The sequence below is a fragment of the Leptolyngbya sp. FACHB-711 genome (assembly GCF_014695615.1).
Lineage (GTDB): Bacteria > Cyanobacteriota > Cyanobacteriia > Elainellales > Elainellaceae > Leptolyngbya_A.
Window position 1 is genome coordinate 1 of the sequence record NZ_JACJOR010000344.1, and the last position, 13842, is coordinate 13842.

Genomic DNA, 13842 nt, shown 5'->3' on the forward strand with positions numbered 1-13842 from the left:
AGGTCAGCCGATCGCAGATTTGCCTGTCGGAGGTCGGCTCCAATTAAATCCGTCAGGCTCAGATCTGCCTGGATCAAACTAGCTTCGCGCAGGTCGGCATTCCGCAAAATTGCCCCTTGAAGATCAGCTCCATCTACGGTTGTGCCAATCAGGTGAGCATCGCTCAGGTCTGCTTCGGTCAGGTCAGCGTGAATCAGAATTGCCTCATATAAATTGGCACGGGTGAGGTCAGCCGATCGCATCACAGCCTGGCTCAGATTTGCCGAAGCCAGGGACGTTCGACGCAGGTTTGCCCGACCCAAATCTAATCGGCTCAGATCAAAGCCGCGCAGATCCGCTTCGTTCAAGTCGGGGTCAATTTCAGGATGGTGCAGTCGCCAGTCTTGCCAGCCGATTGCTCCCCATTTCAGCAGTGCCAGATGTTCTGAATTTGCCATAATGCCCGCTGCGCCCCTGCCTGTGCCTCCTATAGATTCGCTGTAAGCTGACCTAAAAAAGAATTACTCTTTGCGTCCGCCCAGTTCAAGCTGCCGACCAGATATGCTTTCCAGCGAACCGAGCACTGCCCTGGATGCCGCAATAATGTCCTGCTCCTGGCCACCGAGATAAAGTCGCCCAAAGCTGCCCACCGCTGAAATGTGCAGAATGTTGATCAAAGCTGCTTTTTCCGCTTCGTTGGCAGCTAGAGCCGCATAAGCAGCAGGTTCGCATTCCATAATGTAGAGCGTTTGCCCAGCAAGCAGCATATTTCCCTTGCGGGTGCGGTTAATGAGCTGGGTATGGTGAGCGTCAATGTTGCGAATAATCTGGCTGGAAATAATCCGGGGCTTAAGGCTGTCTCGCGGACTCACCCCGATGTAATCTAAAATTGCACGTCCGGCAGCCAGGGTATCACTCTGACGACTGGAGTGAATTTCTAGCAGCCCATACAATCGCTCAATAAACAGCACCCCCGGGCGCACCGAAGCCGACTTCAGGGCGATGTCCATCAGGCGATTGATTTCAATTCCTGGCGCAATCTCCACCCAGAGCGAGGAATCCCCCGGCAGGGGCAAAAACCCTAATGCCTGCGTCCCAAGGTAAGCGGCGTGCTGGGGCTGAAGGTTGTCGAGATAAACGTAGCTGCGAAGATCAATTCCCAAAACAGTACCTTCCCAAAAAACACCCGAGACGAGACAGCTTTGCTGCAAGCTTAAACTGACCGCTAAGCGACAGCAACACCCACAGTGGTAGTTCTATTATCGCTGAAGTGTTAATGATTATTGCGGGGATTCTAGCGAAGCGGCTGAAGAAAGGTTGCAAATTGCTCATCCCTACCCAATCGGCAAGTGGCCGCTACTTGCTACACCGCTAGTTTAATCACGAAAGTGATTTAAATCACGCAGAATTCCATCAGAAAATCATAGAGTCACGACTGAAACTCCCGCATGCAGGCTTGGATCACTGTATTAACTAAACCATTCATCAACTAAACCATTCGCTTCACTGCCTTCTATGATTCAGCTCCAGCCGCAAATCACTCGCCTGCCCCTGGCTGACTTGATTCTCCCCATGAATCTGCTGCATTTTGATTCACAAAAACTGATTGCCCTCGGTGTCCCTCCCGAAGATGCAAAGTCGATCGCCCAAACCATCATCACAAAACACACGATGCTGCGCTACTGGCGCAAGTTGGCTCAAGCAGGCATCCCCAGCGATGATGCGCGTCGAATTGCCAGAGCCATTGCCAAATATGATGTGATTCAAACTTTGCCCAGCGCACGGCAGCAAAACCTGATTCGCTACTATTGCCCGATCGTCTGTCGCTGTGGTCTGTGGCGATCGGCTCTCTTGCTGTCTCAGCCCAGCAAATTAACTCCAGTTTCCTAATCCTTCAAATTTCTCCTGAGAGAACCCCGAAGCAGCCGATCTAGAATGGCAGGGAATAAAGGGAAAAGAACCCGTGACACTGCACCTGACCCCAACCCAGCTACACCAGATTCAAACCCAGGCAGAGCGCACCTATCCTGAAGAATGCTGCGGATTACTGCTGGGTCAACGCGATCGATCGGGCAACAAATTGGGCAACAAACAGGTTTGCGAAATCTACGAAACGCCAAACGCCTGGACAAAGGAAGCAACCGCCGAACTCGCCCTACAAATCCCGGCTGCCCAAATTGCACAAGGCGCAAAAGCCGATCGCTACTGGATCGATCCCAGAGATTTACTCAAAGCTCAGAGATATTGCCGCGATCGAGGCTGGACAGTACTGGGTATCTATCACTCTCACCCGGATCATCATGCAGTGCCTTCAGAATGCGATCGGGTTCTGGCTTGGGCGGAATATGTTTATGTGATTGTCTCTGTGCAGCAGGGTAAAGCACAGGACGTTCGCGGCTGGCAGCTTGATTCAGCCCATCAGTTTCAACCCGAGGAACTTCTGATTACCGAGATGGATTTGCCTGGGCACAAGTAATCGCCTGCTGAACTTGCTGACGTAATTCAAGGGGTTCGATCGCTTCTGTAATGCGTAAGGCATTCTCAGGTTGACCGAGTGCAAGATAGGTTGGGATGAGTGACACCGTGCTGACACTCTGCTGAGAAGCTTCACTGACAGCATCAGCAAGCTCCTGAGCCTGATATAAAACTTGCTGGGCGCGATCGTTCTCTTCCAAGGCTGTGTACACTCTGGCTACCCCAGATAAAATCATCGCTTTGACATACGATTCTTCCAGAGCTTCTGTACTCTGAAGAACGAACGTAAGAACAGAATTTGCTTGCTCCTTCTGGTTTACTGCTTCATAAACGTAGGCAGTACCCAGCAATATGTATAGGGTAAGCAAAGTCTGCCTTGTAAAGCTCTGAACGAGTGTTACCAGTTCGTTTGCTAATGCAGCAGCTTGTCTCGCTCCTCCTGCCACCGAATAAATTCCCATAAACCTAGCAAGAGTCGTAAAGCGAATGGCATTGGCGGCTTCAAGGGAGTATTTGGCGAGTTCTTCCGTTTTCTCTTCCTCTTCGCTGCGATAGTTAGCTAGAGCAAGATCCAGCACTGCTAAAGCCTTGGCTGGCTGACCCTGCACCTGATAATGCTCCGCAATGTCAAGCAAAAAAGGTAGCCTGTCCTCCTCATCTCGCTGATTAACCAATGCCAAAGCGGAGTCTAACTGTCCGGCATTGATGTAGGCGGTGATGACCGATGATATTGCCCAATCTCGCCCGAAAGGATACTCACCATCGTAGGGTTCGACATCGTGGAGTTCGCCCTCTGGCAAGGAAGGAGCCGGAATACCAAGCGCGATCGTCTCTGCCTGCTGCAATTGTCCGCGCTGAAGGTAAGCCTCGCTAATACTTGCTAGAGTTGCCTCACGCTCATACGGATTCTGAATTTTTGGTACTAACGCCAATGCCGCTTCAAGCTGCCCTGCGCGGATAAGCCTGACAATTTCCGGACTGATTCCTGCGGCTTCCAACGGCCATTGGTTTTCCGAACTCTCCCCCAGCAGGGAGCTTTGAACCTGCTCTGGCTCCGATGTGGCAGGTTTTACGAAGAGGGAAAAACTTATTATTTCGTCAGTCGATTCCGATAAGGGAATGGGTGGGAAAGGGCATGAGGGCGACAACGGGGCAAAAGTAAACTGTGCTGAAGATACGGTAGAAGCAGTATGCCCTCCAGTCAGAGACGAAATTGCCGCAGGATCAGGCTGAGCTAAGCCAGCATGACCCCCTCCAAATACTCCCGAAATGACAGCAATACTCAAGGTAAACGAGACTCTTGGCTTTGGTACGAGGGACATCAGGCAACCGATCGTTATCAGGGCGAATACGCGAATTATCTCCGAGCCATTTCTACCCAGCATCCGTGAAAACTGGCTCAATCCCACAAAACGCTCTAAACCTCCCCCTTTATCGCCCCTGCCCCTGCCCCCTATCCACCCATCTACTCCCCACTCCAACCCTAAAGAAATCCTGATTCTTAACATCATGCGATCGAGAATGCAGCAGACCTGCTGTAATAGAAAAAGGCAAGTCACGCCCAATCCCCTCAAAACCTTTGTATCTCTTCATGCAGTGTTACTCGTATCATGCTGAATCCGAATCTGGATGACATTCAATTAACCAAAGACGACTACGAACGCTATTCACGTCACCTGATCCTGCCGGAGGTTGGGCTAGAGGGGCAAAAACGCCTGAAAGCCGCGAGTGTTCTGTGCATCGGCACAGGCGGACTCGGCTCTCCACTGTTGCTCTACTTAGCGGCGGCAGGTATTGGGCGAATCGGCATCGTTGATTTTGACGTAGTCGATTTCTCGAACCTTCAACGGCAGGTGATCCACGGCACATCGTGGGTTGGCAAGCCCAAAATTCAGTCTGCAAAAGATCGCATTCTGGAAATCAATCCCTACTGTCAGGTTGACCTCTACGAAACTCGTCTCTCTGCCGAAAACGCGCTGGGCATTATCGAACCCTACGATGTGGTGGTAGACGGCACAGACAACTTCCCGACGCGCTATCTGGTGAACGATGCCTGTGTGCTGGCGGGTAAGCCCAACGTCTACGGCTCAATTTTCCGGTTTGAAGGGCAAGCAACGGTCTTTAACTATCAGGATGGACCGAACTATCGCGACCTCTATCCCGAACCGCCGCCACCCGGACTGGTTCCCTCTTGCGCTGAGGGTGGTGTGCTGGGCATTCTCCCCGGACTGATTGGGGTAGTTCAGGCGACGGAAACGGTGAAAATCATTATGGGCGTGGGGCAAACGCTGAGCGGTCGGCTGCTGCTCTACAATGCGCTAAACATGACCTTCCGTGAACTGAAACTGCGCCCGAATCCGGTTCGTCCCGTGATCGAGAAGCTGATTGACTACGAAGAGTTTTGCGGCATTCCTCAAGCAAAAGCAGCAGAAGCACAGCAACAGGCAGCCATGGAAGAAATTACCGTTCAGCAGCTCAAAGAAATCCTCGATAGCGGCGCATCGGATTATGTGCTGCTCGATGTTCGCAATCCGAACGAGTACGACATTGCCAAGATTCCCGGCTCGGTGCTGGTTCCTCTACCAGATATCGAAGAGGGTGGCGGCGTTGAAAAAGTGCGGGAACTCGTCAATGGGCACAAGCTGATTGTTCATTGTAAGATGGGCGGGCGATCGGCTAAAGCGATCGGTGTTTTGAAGCAGTCTGGCATTGACGGCATCAACGTTAAAGGCGGGATCAATGCTTGGAGTCAGGAAATCGATCCGTCTGTTCCGCAGTATTAAACAGAACTCAGGCGTTTAAGCCAATTGTGCATCGGGTAATCCGGCTGGGTTGCCCGATTTTTAGTGGTTTAGGGGCTACAGTTCGCCGATTTGAAGCTGATATTCGGTTGGGGTGAAGCGATAGATTCCTAAAGGCTTAACTCGATCGACCCTAGCGATCGTCCAGCCGCACGGGAACTGGCTCAAACGCCGGACAGTAGCCCTCAGGCGTTACCTTAAAGCCAAATAAAGGCGAGGCCTGATTCCAGCATCGCTGTCCCCGAAAGTGAAGGCAGTTTGCGCAGCATTCAACATCGGTGGGCAAGCTGGACTCACTGCTTTGATGCAATAGCTCACGCTGATGCAGTCCGCGTAGAATCAGTTCTTCGCCCTGCCAGCGTGCCTCGATCAGCCCGGTATCAGCAAAGTTTTGCCAGCGGGGATCGGAGGTAATGGCTGCGGGTACGACGATCGTGACTGCCGTTTCCTGAGCTGAAAGTTCACCTTCATAGCGGGCATCGGGGGCAGCAGGCTGAATAAAGGTTTCACCGATCGGCAGGTCGACTCGGATTCCGGCAGCAGGCGTGTGCAGATGATAGCGATTTTGCAGTTCTTCCAGACTGGTTAAATCACTAAGATACGCCGGAGAACCATGCACAAAGATAACGTGCTGCGGGCGCAGATTATGAATGAGCTGAGTGGTTCCGGTTCCGTCGCAGTGGTCGCCCAGAAAATAAGACTCGATCGATAATTGTCCGCTTTGCAGCAACCGATTTAGGGTCGGCGAATCTTCCAGCATTTGCAGCAGAGCCGGGTCGATCGCCGATCGCCCAAACTGTTGCGGAACCAGCAGCAGCCAGGGACCGCTATCGGGCAGGCAGTAATCGCTCAGATCTGCTTCCTGGTCGGTCAACACAATGCAGGGAAACCGATTCATGGCTGCACTGCCGTTGCCATTATTGCCCCCGTTTTTACCGTTCTGCTTCAGGTGCAAATGCCGCACGCGAGGACGAATACGCTCATCCCAAAATAGGGGCTGATGCCGGGCAAAATTTTGCACTGAACTGGGAAAGTGAGACAGCATTTCCAGATAGGCATTGCAGCCCAGTGCCACGCTTCCCGCCACCCAGATATCCACATCGCGTCCGGTGAAGTGATGATGGCTCCGCAGCAGCATCAAGATTTCCTGCCCCAGCCCCAGGGTTGGAGTCGGCAGCAGCACCGACTGACCCTCGCCGATCGCGTGATGAATCCGTTCAGCAAGCTGGTTTTCCTGCTGTCTGCGGTGGGGATAGCGGGCTGTGCCATAGCTGCCTTCCATAATCAGCACATCGGGCTTGAGTCCGCGCAGCTCTTCCAGCGGCAGGCCATCTACCAAACGAGAATTCGACAGTAAGCAATCCCCGGTGTAAAACAGCGTATACGATCGCTCTGGGGTGGTGTGGGTGAGCAAAATAGCAGCAGCCCCGGGCAGATGACCTGCTGGAACCAGCTCTGCACTGAGTCCTTCCCGAAACTCAACGGGCGATCGCCAGGGCAGGGCGTGGCAAAAAGCAGAAACTTCCGGCTGGTCGAGCCAGTTCAGCGGTAGGAGCTGTGTCGTTACCTCACTGGCATAAATCGGCATCTGAGGAAACGCCCGATGCAGTTCGAGTAGCCCTCTGGCATGATCAGGATGGGCATGGGTACAAATCACTAGATCAGCAGGCGGTTTTTGACCTGCATTACGGAGCAGCGGCGCGAGATTTGTTAACCCGCAATCCAGCAGAATCCGATGCGACCCCATTCGCACCAGCAGACCAACCCCTTCTTCCTGTTGACCCGCTCCATAAGGTAAGCATTCCAGTTCGACCACAGCAGCGATTCCGTGTAACCAGTAGCAGCATCAGCAAGAGATCAAAGCAGTTTCCCGAAGGGCAAACGAGAATAATGCTCTCAAACCGGATCTATCGCAATGCCGGAGAAGTGAAAGTTAGGAAAAACCCGATCGATCCCTGCTCTCCTTTCAAAGGGCTGTGAAGCCTCTGCAAACCGGAGCGGCATCGCCGATCGTGCCTGGATTAATCCTGACTTTATTCTAAATTTATTCTGAATTTAATTGTGCCTTAGCGGACAACTGAGGAGTTAGTGGGCAGAGCCATTTCCGTGGTAGTTATCGGTATCGTAAAAGCCGTTTCTCGTGCCGAAGAAGAGGCAAGCCACAATAAAAACCGGGGTCAGGGCCAATAAGATCAGTTTGACATCCATCGTTGCAATCACACTCCTTTAGTTTTTGACGTTGACGGGTTGACAATGCAGGTTGACATTGATCGAGATTCTACCGAATCCAATCCACGAAAGACGATCGGGCAAAGGAGGGATATTCTCGGCTTTCGGGATCAAACCAGGCTAAATGCAGCACTGCTGGATCAAAGCCAAATTAATTTATCCGATTGTGGAGCAAAAATCGATGGGGTAACGAGGATGAACTAATATTCTTTACGATCGTGCTTTGTTAGGCCTTTATTTTTTATTCTGCAACTTCTGGTTTTCCCCTGTGCTATCTGCTTCCCCATCCGCTGATGGTTTCCCGATCGCCCCCGAATGGCTTTCCCGTGATGCAACCGAGGTTGCTCCCGACCTGCTGGGCTGTACTGTCGTGCGCCAGTTTGTCGACGGACAGATTTATCGGGGATTAATTGTGGAAACCGAAGCCTACACGCCCAACGATCCAGCAATGCACGCCTACCGAAGGGAAACCGATCGCAACCGCGTCCTATTCGGCAAAGCTGGGATGAGCTATGTCTATCGCATCTACGGCATGTATCACTGTTTTAATGTCGTCACTGATCTAGAAGGCAGACCAAGCGCGGTTTTGTTCCGTGCCCTGGAGCTTGACACACTGCCGGAATGGATTACTCCCCCCGATGCCGCCAAACCTCACCGCGCCGCCGCTGGACCTGGAAAACTCTGCCGCCTCCTCAGGATTGACACCAGCCTCACCGCCCAGCCGCTTCAGCCAGGAAACCCGCTCTGGCTCGAACACCGCAGCCCCGCCTGGCAAACCCAGCTAGATTCCGGTCAGCTCGAATTCGTTCAAACGACCCGCATCGGCTTAACTCAAGGCATTGACCTGCCTTGGCGATGGTATCTCAAACACTCAAAAGCCGTTTCCCGCCGCTAAAGCCACCTACCCCTCACTCACCAAACTCAAACTTTTCCTAACACTGCAGACAAACTCACTCCAGCAATGCGATGCTAGAATCGTAATGATGTCAAAATTCACCTTATTTCCGATTGGGATACCGGGTATGAGGTCAGGACAATGAAGTCAAACAGAGCCTAGAATAAACGAACGCTGTCCGCCATCCTGCGAGTTCATCATCGCCAAGTTATAAATTACCAGGTTGCAAATTCTCAGGTTACAAATTCCCGATCGAGATTAATACTCTTTCTTGCCACTTGTTCTGTCTTTACTAGCTCATTGCAATGGTTACAACTCCGCCGCGATCGATTTCTCCTGCACCCAAAGTTTCCAAAGTCGAAGGAATTAAAGAGCGTAGCCATGCGCTGCGAGAACCTGTCGCTACAGAAATTCTTCAGGACACCACCCACTTTAGCGAAGACGGGATTCAAATCCTCAAGTTTCATGGCTCCTATCAGCAGGACAACCGCGACAAGCGGGTCAAAGGGCAGGAGAAAGACTATCAATTTATGCTGCGAACCCGCAGTCCGGGCGGTTTTATCCCTTCACAGCTTTACCTGACGCTCGATCGCCTCTCGGAGCAGTATGGCAATCACACCCTGAGAGTCACTACCCGCCAGGCCTTCCAGATCCACGGCATTCTGAAGCGCAACCTGAAAACGGTGCTGGCAGAGATGATTCGCAACATGGGATCAACGTTAGGAGCCTGCGGCGACATTAACCGCAATGTCATGGCTCCGCCTGCCACCTACAAGAATAAACCTGCCTACGTCTACGCCAAAGAATATGCCGATCGGATCGCCGATTTGCTGGCTCCCCACACAGGCGCGTACTACGAAATTTGGCTGGATGGCGAGAAGGCAATCACCGCAGAACCTCACCCAGACGTAATCGCAGCCCGTCAGCGCACCCGTGAAGGAGTGACAATTCCTAACAACGAGGAACCCCTGTACGGCACGTACTTTATGCCGCGCAAGTTCAAAATCGCCATCACGGTTCCGGGCGATAACTCGGTGGATCTGTTCTCGCAGGATGTGAGCCTGGTGGTCATCCTTAACGATCGCGATGAGCTGGAAGGCTTCAACGTTTATGCAGGCGGCGGACTGGGACGGACGCACAATAAAGAAGAAACGATCGTCCGTGCTGCAGACCCGATCGGCTATGTAGACAAAGACGATATCTATGACCTGATGCAGGCGATCCTGGCAACCCAGCGCGATAACGGTGATCGGGCAAACCGTAGACACGCCCGGATGAAATACCTGCTGCACGACTGGGGCGTAGACAAGTTCCGCGAAACGGTCGAAGGCTATTTTGGCAAACCGATTCAGCCCTTCAGACCGCTGCCTGAGTTCAAGTACGAAGACTACCTCGGCTGGCACGACCAGGGCGATGGCAAGCTGTTTTTGGGCATCTCGATCGAAAACGGGCGCGTGAAGGACGAAGGCTCCTTCCAGCTCAAGACGGCTCTGCGCGAGATCGAGGAGAAATTTGCGCTGCCGATACGCCTTACGCCCAATCACAACGTCATTCTGTCGGAAATCGATCCAGCAAACAAAGACGAGATCCAGGGCATTCTCGATCGCTGCGGCGTGAAAAAAGAGACGGAAATTGATCCGCTCGTTCGCTACTCAATGGCTTGTCCTGCGCTACCCACCTGCGGCCTGGCAGTGACGGAATCCGAGCGAATCATGCCTTCGATCCTCGATCGCATTCGCGCCCTGCTCAACAAAGTTGGACTACCGCAGGAATCCTTGGTTACCCGCATGACAGGCTGCCCGAACGGTTGTGCCCGTCCTTATCTGGCAGAGCTGGGCTTTGTGGGTCAGTCGCCGAATGCTTATCAAATCTGGCTAGGTGCTGAGCCAAACCAGACGCGCCTCTCGGCTCCCTATTTGGACAATATGGCGATCGATGATCTGGAGGTGACGCTGGAGCCGCTGTTTATTTACTTCAAGCAGTCGCGTCTGCCTGAGGAAAGCTTTGGTGATTTCTGCCATCGCGTCGGGTTTGAGGCGCTGCGTCAATTTGCGGCAACCTACGATCCCACCGTTCTGGAAGAGAAAATAGCCCCGACTAGCAAGCCTCGCCACCGAATTTCGGTTCGTCCTGAGCTGTATCAGCGACTCAAGGACATGGCAACCGAGCAGGGCAAACCAATGACGGAACTGGTCAATGCAGCGATCGAGGCATACCTGAACGGATTGCTTTAGTAGGATGAATTAGCGCAGCGTAACGGATCTTCTTCGATTGCCGGGGGTGATGCGCTCCTAATCCAATGAACGCTTGAGGATAATTCGCTAAAATTCAGCTTCCTCTCAGAATTGGGGGGAAGTTTGTTGTTGGGGTTTGTTGTTGGACAGTGCGAGCGGGGCAAGATGAATGATGAATTCTGACCAGCATCCAAACCGAGAATTCGCCAGACTCTGTGAATCAAGTATTCCTGGAATTGAGCTGTATCACGCTCACTTGTCTCGCCATCGCTTTGGCAAACACTTTCATGAGTCTTATACGATCGGCATGAACCTCAGCGGTCAGGGCTGCTTTCAGCATGGAGGCCAAACCTATATCGCCTCGCCCGGCAGTTTTCATTTGATCAATCCGGGCACTGTGCATACCGGAGCAGTGCTGCCCCAAACTCACTGGAGCTTTTGTGATCTGTACCTCAGCCTGTCGATCGTCGAAACGGTGCTGACACAGCTTGAATGGCAGGGACAAATGCCTGCATTTCGTGAACCGGTAGTGGCGGATCGATCGTTGCAAACCATATTTTACCAATTGTTTCATGCCCTGAGCCAACCTGCTTCTCTGCTTGAACAGCAGTCCCTTTTACTCAAAGCTTTGTCTCAGCTTTTTCTACGTTATGCGTCCTGCCGCGATCGAATTTCTCTGCCTCAGCCCGAATCAAAAGCCGTTGCTCAAGTCCGGGCATACCTGGAAGCGCATTATGCTGAATCCGTTTCGATCGACACTTTAGCTAATCTCGTCGGGTTAAGTCCCTATTACTTAATTCGCAGTTTTCAGCAGCAGGTGGGCTTGCCGCCCCACGCCTATCAGAAGCACTGGCAGCTCATGCAGGCAAAGCGATCGCTCCGCAGTGGGAAGCCTCTGGCTGAGATTGCGCTAGAAAGCGGTTTTTATGACCAGAGCCACCTGAACCGCAGTTTCAAACAAACCTTTGGCATCACGCCGGGACAGTACCGCAAGAGCAATTTTGTCCAAGAGAACTGAGCCGCAGCACTGGTAGCTTAAGGGCGGGATTAAGCGACGGGATTTGGGCAATGGTTTCTGCAAAAAGCTTTTTCAACGACCTCTCTTTTTCGGCGATCGTCGCTGGATTTGTGACGGTATTAGTCGGGTTTACGAGTTCTGCGGTGATTGTGTTTCAGGCAGCGCAAACCCTGGGTGCATCTGAGGCAGAGATTGGCTCCTGGATGCTGGCTCTAGGGTTAGGCATGGGCATCACCTCTATCGGGCTATCACTGCGCTACAAAGTGCCGATCGCGACCGCCTGGTCTACTCCGGGAGCCGCCATGTTAACGACCGCAGCCGCCGGAATTCCAATGGCAGAAGCAGTCGGAGCTTTTCTGATTTCGGCAGTGCTGATGACGCTCTGCGGCTTTAGCGGCTGGTTTGAACGTGCGATGAATCGGATTCCGGTGTCGATCGCCTCTGGAATGCTGGCAGGAATTCTGTTGCGCTTCGGGCTAGAGATCTTTACTGTGATGCAGACGCGATTTCTCATGAGCTTTGCCATGTTTTGCGCCTACCTCCTGGCTCGTCGCCTGCTGCCTCGCTATGCCGTGATTGTAGCTCTACTGGTCGGGACGGCGATCGCTAGCCTCCAGGGATTAATGCACTTTGAAACCATTCAGTTGCAGTTCGGTCAGCCAATTTTCACTTCGCCTCAATGGTCGATCGCCGCTTTGGTTGGGGTTGCCCTGCCTTTGTTTGTCATTACAATGGCATCGCAAAATGTTCCGGGTGTTGCCGTGATCCGTGCCTCTGGCTATCAGGTTCCCATTTCGCCGCTGATTGGCTGGACGGGAGCTGCAACGCTGGTTCTTGCGCCTTTTGGCGGCTATGCAATCAATCTGGCAGCCATTTCTGCCGCGATTTGCTTGGGACGCGAAGCGCACGAAGACTCCTCAAAACGATATATTGCCGCTGTTGCTGCCGGAGTCTTTTACGCACTGATTGGACTATTGGGTGGAACAGTAAGTGCGGTTTTTGCTGCCTTTCCCAAGGAGTTGGTTTTAGCGATCGCAGGGCTAGCTCTGCTGGGAACGATCGGCAATAGCTTAGCCGTCGCGCTGACTAATGAGAAACACCGAGAACCTGCCCTGATTACCTTTCTCGTGACCGCATCGGGCATTAGCTTACTTGGTGTTAGCTCCGCTTTCTGGGGACTTGCCGCAGGCGGACTCGCGATCGTCATTCTGCAAGCAAAACGCTAGTGCCAACTGTTCAAACAACCGCTTAAGCCTGATTTGTAATACTCATTCGATCGCTTTCAAACTGCGTCGGAATATCATCGGGTTCGATCGTCATTAGTATCTCGTTGGTAAAGTTAGACAACACTGCTAAGCGATTTGCCTGCCGCTCGATCGTCTTTTCAAATAAATTTCTGATCAGACGACCGTTTCCAAAGTTTCGATCGCGGTTAACGTACAGATTTTCTAATAGCTGATGCAGTTTTTCACGGGCAGTCGGAGTCAGTTTAAAGTGGCTTTTTTCGCCCATTTTCTCGTAGATTGCCAGCAGTTCTTCGGGCGTGTAGTCTTTGAAGTAAAAATAACGGTTAAACCGAGATTCTAAACCTGGATTTGATCCAATAAAGTGGGTCATTTCATCGGTGTATCCAGCAACAATCACAACCATTCGATCGCGGTAATCTTCCATTCGTTTGAGCAAAATATCGATCGCTTCTTGCCCAAAATCTCGTCCTGATTCTTCAGGAACCAACGCGTATGCTTCGTCAATAAATAGGACGCCATCCAGCGCAGAATTAATTAAATCATCCACTTTTTTTGCTGTTTGACCGACGTAGCCTGCCACCATTCCAGAGCGATCGGTTTCGATGAGCTCGCCTTTCTTCAAAAAACCCAAGCCGCGAAAAATCTTGCCCATTAATCGCGCCACCGTGGTTTTGCCCGTTCCCGGTGGACCGCAGAAAACACAGTGCAGCGAAACCGAGGTTTGTGCCAGTCCGCGTTCGGCTCGCACCTTTTGCACCTTCAGGAAATTTGTGAGCGTTTGAACTTCTTCTTTGATGTTGGCTAAACCGACTAATTCTTGCAGTTCTGTTAGCGTTTTCTCGAGAAGCCGGGCTGGATCTTCTGATGCAGATTCATCTGGCTTTACTCCATCTTCCCCGGCTGATTCAGCCGTTTTAGTTGCAGGAAAACCGTCCTGATAGCGATCGAGCTTCTGATAAGTATG

At 52.2% G+C, this 13842-nt stretch carries 14 protein-coding genes; 8 read left to right on the forward strand and 6 right to left on the reverse strand.

Annotation, left to right across the window (positions count from 1 at the left end):
• Window positions 1-437 (reverse strand): pentapeptide repeat-containing protein (locus H6F80_RS14230; RefSeq protein WP_190792189.1); only part of this gene is annotated, 437 nt, incomplete at its 3' end.
• Window positions 438-500: 63 nt separating this feature from the next.
• On the reverse strand, window positions 501-1142 hold the full coding sequence (gene ccmP / locus H6F80_RS14235; protein WP_190792190.1) for a beta-carboxysome protein CcmP: 642 nt from the start codon (window positions 1140-1142) through the stop codon (window positions 501-503).
• Between the two features lie 352 nt (window positions 1143-1494).
• Here ccmP and H6F80_RS14240 point away from each other — a divergent pair, with 352 nt between their 5' ends.
• Together H6F80_RS14240 and H6F80_RS14245 are read left to right on the forward strand one after the other, a co-directional pair.
• Window positions 1495-1869 (forward strand): hypothetical protein, encoded by a 375-nt coding sequence (locus H6F80_RS14240; protein WP_190792191.1) that lies wholly within the window; start codon window positions 1495-1497, stop codon window positions 1867-1869.
• A 73-nt stretch (window positions 1870-1942) separates the two neighbouring features.
• On the forward strand, window positions 1943-2455 hold the full coding sequence (locus tag H6F80_RS14245; protein ID WP_190792192.1) for a Mov34/MPN/PAD-1 family protein: 513 nt from the start codon (window positions 1943-1945) through the stop codon (window positions 2453-2455).
• Here H6F80_RS14245 and H6F80_RS14250 read toward each other — a convergent pair.
• Window positions 2424-3452, reverse strand: coding sequence for a hypothetical protein (locus tag H6F80_RS14250; RefSeq protein ID WP_190792193.1), 1029 nt, complete (start codon window positions 3450-3452; stop codon window positions 2424-2426). The two genes, H6F80_RS14245 and H6F80_RS14250, sit on opposite strands and share 32 nt — an antisense overlap.
• 246 nt (window positions 3453-3698) lie before the next feature.
• Between H6F80_RS14250 and H6F80_RS14255 the strand changes: the two genes are divergently transcribed.
• Together H6F80_RS14255 and moeB are read left to right on the forward strand one after the other, a co-directional pair.
• On the forward strand, window positions 3699-3845 hold the full coding sequence (locus H6F80_RS14255) for a hypothetical protein (RefSeq protein ID WP_190792194.1): 147 nt from the start codon (window positions 3699-3701) through the stop codon (window positions 3843-3845).
• A gap of 219 nt (window positions 3846-4064) precedes the next feature.
• On the forward strand, window positions 4065-5237 hold the full coding sequence (moeB, locus tag H6F80_RS14260; protein ID WP_190792195.1) for a molybdopterin-synthase adenylyltransferase MoeB: 1173 nt from the start codon (window positions 4065-4067) through the stop codon (window positions 5235-5237).
• Window positions 5238-5388: 151 nt separating this feature from the next.
• Here the strand turns inward: moeB and H6F80_RS14265 are convergent, their stop codons facing one another.
• Window positions 5389-7071, reverse strand: a complete 1683-nt coding sequence (locus H6F80_RS14265) for an MBL fold metallo-hydrolase (protein WP_347277881.1) — start codon at window positions 7069-7071, stop codon at window positions 5389-5391.
• A 269-nt stretch (window positions 7072-7340) separates the two neighbouring features.
• The gene (locus H6F80_RS31330) at window positions 7341-7463 is read right to left on the reverse strand and encodes a DUF8629 family protein (protein WP_488207132.1); all 123 of its coding nucleotides are present in this window, start codon (window positions 7461-7463) and stop codon (window positions 7341-7343) included.
• 289 nt (window positions 7464-7752) lie between these two features.
• Between H6F80_RS31330 and H6F80_RS14270 the strand changes: the two genes are divergently transcribed.
• The 4 genes from H6F80_RS14270 (at window position 7753) to H6F80_RS14285 (ending at window position 12857) form a co-directional block, all read left to right on the forward strand.
• Window positions 7753-8379, forward strand: coding sequence for a DNA-3-methyladenine glycosylase (locus H6F80_RS14270; protein WP_347277882.1), 627 nt, complete (start codon window positions 7753-7755; stop codon window positions 8377-8379).
• A gap of 305 nt (window positions 8380-8684) precedes the next feature.
• The gene (sir, locus tag H6F80_RS14275; protein WP_190792196.1) at window positions 8685-10613 is read left to right on the forward strand and encodes a sulfite reductase, ferredoxin dependent; all 1929 of its coding nucleotides are present in this window, start codon (window positions 8685-8687) and stop codon (window positions 10611-10613) included.
• Between the two features lie 169 nt (window positions 10614-10782).
• The gene (locus H6F80_RS14280) at window positions 10783-11631 is read left to right on the forward strand and encodes an AraC family transcriptional regulator (RefSeq protein ID WP_242067360.1); all 849 of its coding nucleotides are present in this window, start codon (window positions 10783-10785) and stop codon (window positions 11629-11631) included.
• Between the two features lie 50 nt (window positions 11632-11681).
• Window positions 11682-12857, forward strand: a complete 1176-nt coding sequence (locus H6F80_RS14285) for a benzoate/H(+) symporter BenE family transporter (protein ID WP_190792197.1) — start codon at window positions 11682-11684, stop codon at window positions 12855-12857.
• Window positions 12858-12879: 22 nt separating this feature from the next.
• Here the strand turns inward: H6F80_RS14285 and H6F80_RS14290 are convergent.
• Window positions 12880-13842 (reverse strand): AAA family ATPase (locus H6F80_RS14290; RefSeq protein ID WP_199296580.1); only part of this gene is annotated, 963 nt, incomplete at its 5' end.

Coding starts and splice junctions, on each gene's coding strand:
- H6F80_RS14285 (WP_190792197.1), top strand. CDS start 11,682: ATGGTTTCTGCAAAAAGCTTTTTCAACGACCTCTCTTTTTCGGCGATC.
- H6F80_RS31330 (WP_488207132.1), bottom strand. CDS start 7,463: ATGGATGTCAAACTGATCTTATTGGCCCTGACCCCGGTTTTTATTGTG.
- H6F80_RS14240 (WP_190792191.1), top strand. CDS start 1,495: ATGATTCAGCTCCAGCCGCAAATCACTCGCCTGCCCCTGGCTGACTTG.
- moeB (WP_190792195.1), top strand. CDS start 4,065: ATGCTGAATCCGAATCTGGATGACATTCAATTAACCAAAGACGACTAC.
- H6F80_RS14280 (WP_242067360.1), top strand. CDS start 10,783: ATGATGAATTCTGACCAGCATCCAAACCGAGAATTCGCCAGACTCTGT.
- H6F80_RS14255 (WP_190792194.1), top strand. CDS start 3,699: ATGACCCCCTCCAAATACTCCCGAAATGACAGCAATACTCAAGGTAAA.
- sir (WP_190792196.1), top strand. CDS start 8,685: ATGGTTACAACTCCGCCGCGATCGATTTCTCCTGCACCCAAAGTTTCC.